10 protein-coding genes and 1 pseudogene are annotated in these 12562 nt (G+C 54.9%); 8 read left to right on the top strand and 3 right to left on the bottom strand.

What is annotated here, in order from left to right; genetic code table 11:
* Positions 1 to 53: 53 nt before the first annotated feature.
* From QE396_RS16030 to xylR, 3 genes are read left to right on the top strand one after another with little or no spacing between them, the layout of a single operon-like run.
* Positions 54 to 1595, top strand: coding sequence for a xylose ABC transporter ATP-binding protein (locus tag QE396_RS16030; protein ID WP_020882648.1), 1542 nt, complete (start codon positions 54 to 56; stop codon positions 1593 to 1595).
* The gene (gene xylH, locus QE396_RS16035) at positions 1573 to 2754 is read left to right on the top strand and encodes a xylose ABC transporter permease XylH (RefSeq protein WP_014168116.1); all 1182 of its coding nucleotides are present in this window, start codon (positions 1573 to 1575) and stop codon (positions 2752 to 2754) included. Before QE396_RS16030 ends, xylH begins: the two co-directional genes overlap by 23 nt.
* A 33-nt stretch (positions 2755 to 2787) precedes the next feature.
* On the top strand, positions 2788 to 3966 hold the full coding sequence (gene xylR / locus QE396_RS16040) for a D-xylose utilization transcriptional activator XylR (RefSeq protein ID WP_020882649.1): 1179 nt from the start codon (positions 2788 to 2790) through the stop codon (positions 3964 to 3966).
* A gap of 48 nt (positions 3967 to 4014) precedes the next feature.
* On the opposite strand, the gene QE396_RS16045 is transcribed toward xylR, so the two are convergent.
* Positions 4015 to 4839: a protein bax gene (locus QE396_RS16045; protein WP_020882650.1), complete on the bottom strand. Its 825-nt coding sequence runs from the start codon at positions 4837 to 4839 to the stop codon at positions 4015 to 4017.
* A gap of 313 nt (positions 4840 to 5152) precedes the next feature.
* On the opposite strand from QE396_RS16045, the gene QE396_RS16050 reads away from it, so the two are divergent.
* Together QE396_RS16050 and avtA are read left to right on the top strand one after the other, a co-directional pair.
* Positions 5153 to 7183, top strand: a complete 2031-nt coding sequence (locus tag QE396_RS16050; RefSeq protein WP_020882651.1) for an alpha-amylase — start codon at positions 5153 to 5155, stop codon at positions 7181 to 7183.
* Between the two features lie 180 nt (positions 7184 to 7363).
* Complete coding sequence (avtA, locus tag QE396_RS16055; RefSeq protein ID WP_020882652.1) at positions 7364 to 8620, top strand: valine--pyruvate transaminase; 1257 nt, start codon at positions 7364 to 7366, stop codon at positions 8618 to 8620.
* A gap of 4 nt (positions 8621 to 8624) precedes the next feature.
* Here avtA and QE396_RS16060 read toward each other — a convergent pair whose 3' ends face one another.
* Positions 8625 to 9080, bottom strand: a complete 456-nt coding sequence (locus QE396_RS16060) for a 4Fe-4S binding protein (RefSeq protein WP_020882653.1) — start codon at positions 9078 to 9080, stop codon at positions 8625 to 8627.
* Positions 9081 to 9083: 3 nt separating this feature from the next.
* Positions 9084 to 9902: an IclR family transcriptional regulator YiaJ gene (yiaJ, locus tag QE396_RS16065; protein WP_020882654.1), complete on the bottom strand. Its 819-nt coding sequence runs from the start codon at positions 9900 to 9902 to the stop codon at positions 9084 to 9086.
* Between the two features lie 224 nt (positions 9903 to 10126).
* Between yiaJ and yiaK the strand changes: the two genes are divergently transcribed.
* From yiaK to QE396_RS16080, 3 genes and pseudogenes are all read left to right on the top strand, one after another.
* Positions 10127 to 11125 carry a 3-dehydro-L-gulonate 2-dehydrogenase gene (gene yiaK / locus QE396_RS16070; protein ID WP_014168108.1) on the top strand — a complete coding sequence of 333 codons (999 nt, stop codon included), beginning with the start codon at positions 10127 to 10129 and terminating at the stop codon, positions 11123 to 11125.
* A gap of 10 nt (positions 11126 to 11135) precedes the next feature.
* Entirely contained in the window at positions 11136 to 11603 is a 468-nt protein-coding gene (locus QE396_RS16075; protein ID WP_020882655.1) for a YhcH/YjgK/YiaL family protein, read from the top strand.
* A gap of 27 nt (positions 11604 to 11630) precedes the next feature.
* Positions 11631 to 12558 (top strand): annotated as a pseudogene (locus QE396_RS16080) (DUF4862 family protein).
* The last annotated feature ends 4 nt before the right edge of the window (positions 12559 to 12562 follow it).

Consider the following 12562-nt stretch of genomic DNA (forward strand, 5'->3'; position numbering starts at 1 on the left):
TGCGGGGGCGCATCGAGTTGTACTGTTCTTCCCTCGGGTCATGTGGAGCAGTTATGCCTTATTTACTTGAAATGAAAAGCATCACCAAGCGCTTTGGCGCGGTGAAAGCGGTCGACAACGTCAGTCTGCGGCTCAATCCCGGCGAAGTGGTCTCGCTGTGTGGCGAAAACGGATCGGGCAAATCGACGTTGATGAAAGTGTTGTGTGGGATCTACCCGCACGGCAGTTACGAAGGCGAAATTGTCTTTGCCGGTGAAGTGATTCAGGCGACACACATTCGCGATACCGAACGCAAAGGCATCGCCATCATCCACCAGGAGCTGGCGCTGGTGAAGCACCTCACCGTGTTGGAGAACATTTTTCTGGGGGCCGAAATTTCACGTCATGGCGTACTGGATTACGACACCATGACGCTACGCTGTGAAAAACTGCTGGCCCAGGTAAGTCTCGCGATCTCCCCGGATACGCGCGTCGGTGATCTTGGCCTCGGGCAACAACAGCTGGTTGAAATCGCCAAGGCGCTGAACAAACAGGTAAGGCTGCTGATCCTCGATGAGCCAACAGCCTCCCTCACCGAGCAGGAAACGGCCGTCCTGCTCAATATCATTCGCGATCTGCAAAACCACGGCATTGCGTGCATCTACATTTCGCACAAGCTCAATGAGGTAAAAGCCATTTCGGACACCATCTGTGTGATCCGCGACGGTCAGCACATCGGCACACGTGAAGCTGCTGGCATGAGTGAAGATGACATCATCACCATGATGGTGGGGCGCGAGCTCACGGCGCTCTATCCAAACGAACCGCACACCACGGGTGACGAAGTGTTACGCGTGGAAAACCTCACCGCGTGGCATCCCGTTAACCGCCACATCAAGCGCGTTAATGACGTCTCGTTTTCCCTTCACAGCGGCGAAATCCTCGGTATTGCGGGGTTAGTCGGGGCCGGGCGCACTGAAGCCGTCCAGTGCCTGTTTGGCGTGTGGCCGGGCCGCTGGGAAGGCCGTATTTTTATCGACGGACAGCCGGTAAAAATCGAGAACTGCCAGCAGGCGATTGCCCACGGTATCGCCATGGTACCGGAAGATCGCAAGAAAGATGGCATCGTCCCGGTCATGGCGGTGGGTAAAAACATCACGCTTGCCGCGCTCGATAGGTTCTCCGGTGCGCTGAGCAGCCTCGATGATGCTGCTGAGCAGCAGTGCATTCTCCAGTCGCTCGCCAGACTCAAGGTTAAAACATCCTCCCCGGAACTGGCCATTGGACGTCTGAGCGGGGGCAACCAGCAGAAGGCAATCCTGGCGCGCTGCCTGCTTCTCAACCCACGCATATTGATCCTGGACGAGCCGACGCGTGGGATCGATATCGGCGCCAAGTACGAAATCTACAAACTGATTAATCAGCTTGTACAGCAAGGGATTGCCGTCATTGTCATCTCGTCTGAGTTACCCGAAGTGCTCGGCCTGAGCGATCGCGTGCTGGTCATGCACGAGGGAAAACTGAAAGCCAATCTGATTAACCAGAACCTGACGCAGGAGCAGGTGATGGAAGCCGCTTTAAGGAGCGAACGTCATGTCGAAAAGCAATCCGTCTGATATTAAAGTCGCTGTTCCGACGCCCGGCGCGTTTGCCGGGCTAAAAGCGCTGAACCTGCAGGTTTTCGTGATGATCGCGGCGATTATTGCCATCATGTTGTTCTTTACCTGGATGACCGATGGCTCGTATTTAAGCGCGCGTAACGTCTCTAACCTGCTGCGTCAGACCGCCATTACCGGCATCCTCGCGGTGGGCATGGTATTCGTGATTATCTCGGCGGAAATCGACCTGTCGGTGGGGTCGATGATGGGTCTGCTTGGTGGCGTGGCGGCCATTTTTGACGTCTGGCTTGGCTGGCCACTGCCGCTGACCATTGCGGTTACGCTGGTGCTGGGCCTGCTGCTGGGCGCCTGGAACGGCTGGTGGGTTGCCTACCGTAAAGTCCCGTCGTTCATTGTCACGCTGGCGGGGATGCTGGCCTTCCGCGGGATCTTAATTGGCATCACCAACGGCACCACCGTCTCCCCTACCAGCGCAGCCATGTCACAAATTGGTCAGAGCTACCTCGCCGATAGCGTCGGCTTTACGTTCGGTGTGATTGGGTTGCTGGCGTTTGTGGCCTGGCAGTGGCGTGGGCGAATGCGCCGTCAGGCGTTGGGTCTGGCATCGCCAGCGTCAACGTCCACAGTCGGTCGTCAGGCACTCACTGCGGTCATTGTGCTGGGCGCAATCTGGCTTCTGAACGACTATCGCGGTGTCCCGACGCCGGTATTGCTGCTGGCACTGTTGCTGCTGGCCGGGATGTTTATGGCCACGCGTACCGCGTTTGGTCGCCGTATTTATGCCATCGGCGGCAACCTTGAGGCTGCTCGTCTTTCAGGGATCAACGTCGAGCGCACCAAACTCGCCGTCTTCGCCATTAACGGCCTGATGGTTGCTATCGCCGGGTTGATCCTCAGCTCGCGTCTGGGGGCGGGTTCTCCCTCGGCCGGGAACATCGCCGAGCTGGACGCTATCGCCGCCTGTGTCATTGGCGGCACCAGCCTCGCAGGCGGTGTCGGCAGCGTGGCAGGCGCGGTGATGGGGGCATTTATCATGGCTTCGTTGGATAACGGGATGAGTATGATGGACGTCCCGACGTTTTGGCAGTATATCGTCAAGGGGGCCATTCTTTTGCTGGCAGTCTGGATGGACTCTGCAACCAAGCGACGAGCCTGATAACAATATTGTGACTTATTTGGGAAGTTAGCCATGTTTGAAAAGCGTCACCGCATCACGTTGTTATTCAATGCCAACAAAGCCTACGACCGTCAGGTGGTGGAGGGCGTTGGTGAATATTTGCAGGCGTCGCAATCCGAGTGGGATATTTTTATCGAAGAAGATTTCCGAACCCGTCTCGAAAACATCAAAGAGTGGCTGGGCGATGGGGTCATCGCTGACTACGACGACCCCGTCATTGAGCAATTGCTGACTGACGTCGACGTTCCGATTGTCGGCGTCGGCGGCTCTTACCATGCGCCCGAGCACTATCCGCCGGTCCACTATATCGCCACCGATAACCATGCGCTGGTTGAGACCGCCTTCCTGCATTTGAAAGAGAAAGGCGTCCATCGCTTCGCGTTTTATGGTCTACCGTCAACCAGCGGCAAGCGCTGGGCAGTTGAGCGCGAACATGCTTTCTGCCAGCTTGTCGCGCAGGAGAAGTACCGCGGCGTGGTTTATCAGGGGCTGGAGACCGCGCCGGAAAACTGGCAGCACGCGCAAAACCGACTGGCGGACTGGCTGCAAACCCTGCCGCCGCAAACCGGCATCATTGCCGTTACGGATGCTCGTGCCCGCCACGTCTTGCAGGTCTGCGAACATTTACACATTCCGGTGCCGGAAAAACTGTGCGTCATTGGCATCGATAACGAGGAGCTGACGCGTTACCTCTCTCGCGTGGCGCTCTCGTCCGTGGCACAGGGTACGCGTCAGATGGGCTATCAGGCGGCGAAGTTACTGCATCGTCTGCTGGATAAAGAAGCGTTGCCGCTTCAGCGCTTACTGGTTCCCCCTGTCCGTGTAGTCGAACGCCGTTCAACGGATTACCGCTCCTTAAGCGACCCGGCAGTTATTCAGGCCATGCACTACATTCGCAACAACGCCTGCAAAGGGATTAAGGTCGATCAGGTGCTGGACTCGGTGGGCATTTCCCGTTCGAATCTGGAGAAGCGGTTTAAAGAGGAAGTGGGCGAAACCATTCATGCGGTCATCCACGCCGAGAAACTGGAGAAAGCACGCAGCCTGCTGATCTCCACCTCATTGTCGATCAACGAAATCTCACAGATGTGCGGTTACCCGTCGCTGCAATATTTTTATTCGGTGTTCCGAAAGGAGTATGAAAGTACGCCAAAAGAGTACCGGGAGCGTCACAGCGAAGTGATGATGTAGAAAAAAGAGAAAAGAAAACGCCTTCCGATGGAAGGCGTTTTTTTTGAATTACATATGTGCGGCGATTAAGCGCTGGTTATCCTGGTACATCGCGAACAGATAGTTGTTATAGCTCTGTCCCTTGGTCGAATAACCTTTCAGCTTGTGGATCATCGTGCTGGCCGTCACTTCCTGATCCGCTTTACGCAGCTGAGCGCGCGATTTACGGAACGATGAGTAGGCCGGATGCGTGTTCAGATTCACCACGTAGGCATTCACGGAATCTTTCACCGATTCAAACTGAGAATAACCTTTCACCTTACCTGGAGCATTGTTACAACGACCCTTGATACATTTCATACCAAACAGGTTGTTGTTGTTACGCGCCAGTTTCGAGGTGCCCCAGCCACTTTCGGCTGCAGCCATGGTCGCAACCATGCTCCCCGGGATAATGTCGACACGCTCTAAGAGAGAGTTCCACGGCACACGGCGCGTGTTACCGTTCCAGCTCACCTTGTAGCGTTTGGTGATATCTTTCAGACGCGCGCGTTCTGATGGCGACCAACGGCTGTCGTACTGTTTGGCAATCAACCAGTTACGATCCGCAGTAATCGCGGCGTTTTGACTTGTGATGTAAGGCATTACCGTCCGGAGAAACGCTTTTTTCCTTGGTGTTCCGGAAGGGTATTTTCGCAAATCAGGAAGTGAACTACTCTTTGCACTATTGCGAGAATACTCTTGTTTACTGCTAACCTTACTACTTGTCGTCTTTATTACGTGGGCTTTCTTACTCGTTGTATCCGTGTGCGTCTTCGCAAGCACCTCACCCGAAAATGCCATGGTGAGTAACATGAGTATCGCGGCCCCATATCGTCGAATGGGAGTCGATATCATTAGGTCTCCTGGTCGGATATAAACATTCCAACACCTTATTTTTTCACAAATTTGAGAGCGGAATCTCAAATCATAACAAAAATAGACTGCAAGAGCACGTATAGAAATAGTCCAATTCCGAAACTATGTCACCTGAAACCTGCTCACATAAGCATCAATTCTGAAAAATTGTGCGCGAACTCGCAGATAACTTCCTAATTTTGCGCGGGATCACTCATCCTCACGCGTCATCCTTGCAGAAAGCCCCGGGGGATGAGTTTTTACCCCACACCTGATGGCACACTGGTCAAAAATGCCGCGACAGGAAAATGGAATGAAACGCACCGCATTAGCTTTTCTGATGTTACCCGCACTGGCTCATGCTGACTGGTCATCACCGGGTTTCAACGCCTTTAGCGCCGAAGGTACCGGGATATTCACCAGCCAGGCAAAGCTTGCGAAGGGTACTCGCCCTCTTACGCTGAGTTTTGACAACACGTGCTGGCAGCCAACGGATGCAATAAAACTCAATGAGATGCTGTCGCTTAAAAAATGTGACGGCACGCCGCCGCAGTGGCGACTGTTCCGCGACGGCGAGTATCAGATGCGTGTCGATACCCGCTCCGGTACGCCCACACTGATGCTGACTATTCAGAGCGCAACGGAACCGTCGCTTGCAAACGTTACCCGCCAGTGTCCGAAGTGGGACGGTAAACCCCTGACGCTTGAAGTTGGCAACGATTTCCCGGAAGGATCGGTGGTCCGTGATTTCTACAGCAAACAGACTGCAACAGTGCAGAATGGAAAAATCACCCTGCAACCCGCCGCCAACAGCAACGGCCTGCTGCTGCTTGAACGCGCCGAAACCGACAAACCTGCGCCGTTTAGCTGGCAAAACGCCACCGTCTATTTCGTGCTGACTGACCGCTTTGTCAACGGCGATCCCTCTAACGATAACAGCTATGGACGCCACAAAGATGGCATGCAGGAGATCGGCACCTTCCACGGTGGCGATCTCAAGGGGCTTACAACCCGGCTCGATTATTTACAGCAGCTGGGCGTGAATGCGCTCTGGATAAGCTCCCCGCTGGAGCAGATCCACGGCTGGGTTGGCGGTGGCACCAAAGGTGACTTCCCCCACTACGCCTATCATGGCTACTACACCCAGGACTGGACCACGCTTGATGCCAACATGGGCACCGAAGATGATTTACGCCACCTTGTCGATGAAGCGCATAAACGCGGTATCCGCATCCTGTTTGATATCGTCATGAACCACACGGGTTACGCGACGCTCGCAGACATGCAGGCGTTCCAGTTCGGGGCCCTTTATCTGCAGGGTGATGAACTGAAAAAAACGCTGGGCGAGCACTGGACGGACTGGAAGCCGGGAGCAGGCCAAAGCTGGCACAGCTTCAACGATTACATCAACTTCAGCGACAAAGCCGCCTGGGAAAAATGGTGGGGTAAAAAGTGGATCCGCACCGACATTGGCGATTATGACAATCCCGGCTTCGACGATTTAACCCTGTCGCTGGCGTTCCTGCCGGACCTGAAAACGGAGTCGACGACCCCTTCCGGTTTACCTAATTTCTATCAACATAAACCCGATACCCACGCGAAGGCCATTTCGGGCTACACCCCGCGTGATTACCTGACCCACTGGCTCAGCCAGTGGGTACGTGACTATGGCATTGACGGTTTCCGTGTGGATACGGCAAAACACGTGGAACTCGAGGCCTGGCAGCAGTTGAAAGATCAGGCAAGCCAGGCGCTGGCAGCCTGGAAAGGCGCGAACCCCGACAAAAAACTCGACAATACCCCGTTCTGGATGACCGGCGAGTCATGGGGCCATGGCGTGATGCAAAGCGATTATTACCGCCACGGGTTTGACGCGATGATCAACTTTGATTATCAAGAGCAGGCAGCAAAAGCGGTCGGTTGTCTGGCGGACATCGACCTGACCTGGCAGCAGATGGCGGAAAAACTGCAAAGCTTCAATGTCCTGAGCTATCTCTCGTCGCATGACACACGCCTTTTCCGTGAAGGCGGCCAGCGTGCCGCAGAGCTGCTCCTGCTCGCACCGGGCAGCGTACAAATTTACTACGGCGATGAATCCGAGCGGCCATTCGGACCGACAGGGTCCGATCCATTACAGGGCACCCGCTCGGATATGAACTGGCAGGACGTGACGGGCAAGCAGGCCTTAACCGTCGCCCACTGGCAGGTTCTGGGCCAGTTCCGCGCCCGGCATCCCGCAATAGGTGAAGGCAAACAAACCACGCTGTCGCTGAAAGAAGGCTACGGCTTCGTTCGCGAGCACAATGGCGATAAGGTCATGGTGGTGTGGGCGGGTAATCAATAACGACGCAAACCGGTTCCCTCTCCCCCTCCGGGAGAGGGATATTTCACCAGAACAATCCACTACCTAAATACCTTCCCGCCACATAAAACAACAATCCTGACCGCATCTCTCGATTTGCACCAGCACGGTGCTAGCGTTATGGTTACCCACTTTCAAAATAAGCTCGACAGATCACCTGCTATGACGTTTTCACTTTTCGGCGACAAATTCACCCGCCATTCAGGCATTACTCGCCTGATGGAGGACCTCAACGACGGGCTGCGCACACCAGGCGCCATCATGCTCGGCGGCGGAAACCCGGCTCAAATCCCGGAGATGAACACCTATTTTCAGACGCTGCTGGCTCAGATGCTGGAAAGCGGGAAAGCAACCGATGCGCTTTGCAACTACGATGGCCCGCAGGGTAAAACCGAACTGCTGACACTGCTTGCTGAAATGCTGCGCAAAGAGCTGGGTTGGGATATCGAACCACAGAATATTGCACTGACAAACGGCAGTCAGAGCGCATTTTTCTACTTGTTTAATCTGTTCGCAGGCCGTCGCGCCGACGGCACCACCAAAAAAGTGCTGTTTCCGCTGGCGCCAGAATACATCGGCTATGCCGATTCCGGCCTCGAAGAGGATCTGTTCGTCTCGGCGCGCCCGAACATTGAGCTGCTGCCAGAAGGCCAGTTCAAATATCACGTCGACTTTGAACATCTGCATATTGGTGAAGAGACGGGCATGATCTGCGTATCACGTCCAACCAACCCAACGGGCAACGTCATCACCGACGACGAACTGATGAAGCTGGATGCGCTGGCGAATCAGCACGACATCCCGCTGGTGATTGATAACGCTTATGGCGTGCCGTTCCCGGGGATCATCTTCAGCGAAGCACGTCCGCTGTGGAACCCAAACATCGTCCTGTGTATGAGCCTTTCCAAGCTGGGTCTGCCGGGCAGCCGTTGCGGGATCATCATCGCCAATGAAAAAATCATCACCGCCATTACCAACATGAACGGCATTATCAGCCTTTCCCCGGGGGGAATCGGCCCGGCGATGATGTGTGAAATGATCAAACGTAATGACCTGCTGCGCCTGTCGAACGAGGTTATCAAGCCGTTCTATTACCAGCGGGTACAGGAAACGATCGCCATTCTTCGCCGCTACTTACCGGAAGAACGCTGCCTGATCCACAAACCTGAAGGGGCAATTTTCCTGTGGCTGTGGTTTAAGGATCTGCCGATCACCACCGAGCTTCTCTACCAGCGCCTGAAAAAGCGCGGCGTGTTGATGGTACCGGGTGATTACTTCTTCCCGGGTCTGGATAAGCCGTGGCCGCATACGCATCAGTGCATGCGCATGAACTACGTGCCCGATCCGGAGAAAATCGAAGCGGGCGTGAAAATTCTCGCGGAAGAGATTGAGTACGCCTGGCGCGAAGATAGCCAGTAACGCGTTACGCCAGATTATGCAGCCGTTCGGTGCGTAATCTGGCGGGGTCAACGCAGCGCAGCGCGTGGGTTGGGCACGCCTCCACACAGGCAGGTCCAGCCTCGCGATCTGCGCACATATCACATTTCACCGCCTGAACGCGGTTCCCCACTCGCTGAACCTGCATCGCCCCAAACGGGCACGCTACCACACAACTTTTACAGCCAATACAGCGCGCCGGCTCCACCCGCCAGGCACCCGCGGTGTGGCGAATCGCCTGTGTCGGACAAACAGTGGCACAAGGGGCATCTTCACACTGATGGCAGCCCACAGCCGTAGTGAATGCGCCGCCTTTGACCACCCGAATGCGGGGCGCAAACGCGCCTGCAGAAAGCATTCCCTGATGCGACACCACGCAGGCCACTTCGCAGGTACGACAGCCAATGCATTTTTCCGTATCAGCCAGGATAAATCGGTTCATCTGTCACGCTCCGCGCACGTTAAAACCCAGCTCTTTTGAGATAGCCTCTGCCGTTTCCCGCAGCGGTTTCAGCAGGTTTTTTTCACCAATTTGCTTCATGCGGGACGTCGAGAGCGAAATGGAGATCGCGTACGGCACGCGGCCATGAATATCAAACACCGGTACGGCAAGACAGGAGACGCCCAGCTCGTTCTCTTCTTTATCCATCGCCATGCTGTGCTCGCGGATTTCCGCCAGCTCGTCATACATCGCGCTCAGCTCGGTAATCGTGTTGCGGGTGAGCGGCTGGATCTGCTCCTGATGGCTCTGCCAGTAGCTCGCCACATAGTCCTGATGACCAAACGCCATGTAGATTTTGCCCATCGCCGAACAATAAAGCGGCATATGCTGACCGATGTAAGCGCGCGTGCGCAGCATACCGGTGGTGGGCTCCAGCTTATAAATCAGAATCGCGTGATCGTCCTCGCGGCTTGAGAAGTTCACCGTCTCACCGGTGGCGATATTCAGCGTCTCAAGGTGCGGGGCCGCCACGTGAATGATATTCAGCGACGACAGCGCCTTTTGCCCGACGGCGATAAATTTGGTGGTCAGGCGGTAGCTGCCCGCCGCAGGCGCCGGGGTAACGTACCCGCACGACTGTAATCCCTGCAGTAAGCGGTGCACGGTGCTTTTATTCAGCCCTGCCAGTTCCGATAAATGGGCCAACGGACACCCGTTCGGGTAGTTGCTGAGGATCTCAATCAGCATCAGGCCGCGAAACAAGCTCTGGCTACCTGCTGGCCTCTCTTTTTCTTGCGTCATTTCGCTCTCTTTCGTGCTCATCCAATGGCTCCTTTTTATCGCGTCCTGATGGTAGCGCAAAGTGTGGTTCAGTTCACGATCTCAACAGAAAAAACACAACCAGTTGATTTTAATCGATTTTGAAAATCATGAATGTCGTTGATCTGGCAAAATTTGATCGCTATATTTGAAATCAGATTTCGCATAGTGAAATTTAGCGATAAAAAAGCACTCGCACTTGCCCCGACAAAAACAGGAGAACAGGGATGAAAGTGACCTTTGAAGAGTTAAAAGCGGCGTTCAGGCGGGTCCTGGTCGATCGCGGCGTAAAAGCGGACACCGCCGACGCCTGCGCGGAGATGTTTGCCCGCACCACGGAATCGGGCGTCTATTCACACGGGGTTAACCGCTTCCCTCGTTTCATTCAGCAGCTTGATGCCGGCGACATCATTCCTGATGCCCAGCCAACACGGGTGACCTCGCTAGGTGCCATCGAACAGTGGGATGCCCGACGTTCGATTGGCAACCTGACGGCGAAAAAGATGATGGATCGCGCCACCGAACTGGCCGCCGACCACGGTATCGGCCTGGTGGCACTGCGAAACGCCAACCACTGGATGCGCGGCGGCAGCTACGGCTGGCAGGCCGCAGAGAAGGGGTACATCGGGATCTGCTGGACTAACTCCATTGCCGTCATGCCAGCCTGGGGCTCGAAAGCGTGCTGCATCGGCACTAACCCTCTGATCGTGGCGATTCCGTCTACGCCGATCACAATGGTCGATATGTCGATGTCAATGTTCTCCTACGGCATGCTGGAAGTGAATCGCCTGGCCGGACGCACGTTGCCGGTGGATGGGGGGTTTGACGATGAAGGGCACCTCACCAGAGAACCTGGTGTGATCGAGAAAAACCGCCGCATTCTGCCGATGGGCTACTGGAAAGGATCGGGCTTATCCATCGTCCTCGACATGATCGCAACCCTGCTCTCCAACGGATCCTCCGTTGCGGAAGTGACCCAGGACAACAGCGACGAATATGGCGTGTCACAAATCTTTATCGCCATCGAGGTCGATCGTTTGATCGACGGACCCACCCGCGATGCCAAACTGCAGCGCATCATGGACTTTATCATCAACGCCGAGCGGGCTGATGACAACGTCGCGGTTCGACTGCCGGGTCATGAATTCACACGTCTGCTCGAAGAGAACCGCCGCAACGGCATCACCATTGACGACAGCGTGTGGGCGAAAATCCAGTCTCTGTAAGGAGTGGGTCATGATTTTAGGACATATTTCGCAGCCAAATCCGTGTCGCCTGCCGCGGGCGATAGAGAAAGCACTCGATTTTCTGCGCACCACGGATTTCACGGCGCTGGCACCTGGCGTGGTGGACATTGACGGACGTAACATTTTTGCTCAGGTGCTTGACCTCACCACCCGGACGTGGGATGAGAACCGTCCCGAAGTGCACCGTCGCTATCTGGACATACAGTTTCTGGCATGGGGTGAAGAGAAAATCGGTGTCGCCATTGATACCGGCAATAACGAAATAAGCGAATCACTGCTGGAACAGCGGGATATTATTTTTTATCACGGCAGCGAAAATGAATCATTTATAGAAATGACGCCCGGCACGTACGCCATATTTTTTCCGCAGGATGTTCACCGTCCTGCCTGTATTAAAAATAAGGTATCGGCAATTCGTAAAATTGTGGTGAAAGTAGCAATCAGCGAAATAGATTAATTTTCTGAACTCTATTGGGAATGCGAAATGACTAACACCGGTTTTATAATTGGTGCGTACCCCTGCGCACCCTCGTTTCATCAGCAAGGGGAACAAGAAGAGCAGGACTTCTGGCGAGCGCTTTCCGACACGCCAGACATTCGCGGGCTGGAGCAACCGTGTCTTGAGGATCTCCATCCGTTGGGTGACGAATGGCTGTTCCGCCATACGCCGGGGGACTGGCAAATGGTGGTTTACCGCGGTGATGGAAACCATGCGCCGCCGCGGCACAAATGGCGCGTTTGGCCTGGCCTCTGCCGATGAAGAACAGCGCAAAGCCTGCGTTGACTATTACCGCCATCTGCTGCGAAAGATTGATGCCATCAATACTCGCTTTCCAGGCAAAATTATCGCTCTGGAGATGCAAGCCGCGCCGCAGGCGGGAAACCCGTCTGTTGAACAAGCTACCGCTGCGTTTTCCCGTTCTGTACGCGAAATCACCTCATGGGACTGGTCATGCGACCTGGTGCTTGAACACTGCGATGCAATGACCGGCCCCGCGCCACGCAAGGGGTTTTTGCCCTTAGCGCAGGTGCTTGAGGTGGTGAAAGAAACGGATATCAGCGTATGCATCAACTGGGCGCGGTCGGCTATCGAAGGACGCAATACCGCGCTGCCGCCTGAACATGTTAAAGCCGCACTTGAGGCCGGGAAGCTGGGTGCACTGATGTTCTCCGGGACCTCCGTTCGCGGAGCGTACGGCGAATGGCAGGATCTGCATGCGCCATTTTCCCCGTTCTGTGCCGACAGTTTAATGACTACCGAACAGGTAAAAGCACTTTTTACTGCGGCGAGCGCCGCAACATTGAAATTCTCCGGTATTAAATTACTGGAAATAAATGCTAATGCTAACGTCAGCCATCGTATCGCTATTTTGCGCGACGGCATTAGTGAAATGAAAAAAGCAACGCAATAACAAT

The organism is Enterobacter sp. SORGH_AS_0287, from assembly GCF_031453695.1.
In the GTDB taxonomy this organism is placed as follows: domain Bacteria; phylum Pseudomonadota; class Gammaproteobacteria; order Enterobacterales; family Enterobacteriaceae; genus Enterobacter; species Enterobacter ludwigii.

Excerpts from the sequence above, each read along its gene's own strand:
- yiaJ (WP_020882654.1), bottom strand. The coding sequence starts at position 9,902 with ATGAGCACGAAAGAGAGCGAAATGACGCAAGAAAAAGAGAGGCCAGCA.
- QE396_RS16030 (WP_020882648.1), top strand. The coding sequence starts at position 54 with ATGCCTTATTTACTTGAAATGAAAAGCATCACCAAGCGCTTTGGCGCG.
- yiaK (WP_014168108.1), top strand. The coding sequence starts at position 10,127 with ATGAAAGTGACCTTTGAAGAGTTAAAAGCGGCGTTCAGGCGGGTCCTG.
- avtA (WP_020882652.1), top strand. The coding sequence starts at position 7,364 with ATGACGTTTTCACTTTTCGGCGACAAATTCACCCGCCATTCAGGCATT.
- QE396_RS16075 (WP_020882655.1), top strand. The coding sequence starts at position 11,136 with ATGATTTTAGGACATATTTCGCAGCCAAATCCGTGTCGCCTGCCGCGG.
- QE396_RS16050 (WP_020882651.1), top strand. The coding sequence starts at position 5,153 with ATGAAACGCACCGCATTAGCTTTTCTGATGTTACCCGCACTGGCTCAT.
- xylH (WP_014168116.1), top strand. The coding sequence starts at position 1,573 with ATGTCGAAAAGCAATCCGTCTGATATTAAAGTCGCTGTTCCGACGCCC.
- QE396_RS16045 (WP_020882650.1), bottom strand. The coding sequence starts at position 4,839 with ATGATATCGACTCCCATTCGACGATATGGGGCCGCGATACTCATGTTA.
- xylR (WP_020882649.1), top strand. The coding sequence starts at position 2,788 with ATGTTTGAAAAGCGTCACCGCATCACGTTGTTATTCAATGCCAACAAA.
- QE396_RS16060 (WP_020882653.1), bottom strand. The coding sequence starts at position 9,080 with ATGAACCGATTTATCCTGGCTGATACGGAAAAATGCATTGGCTGTCGT.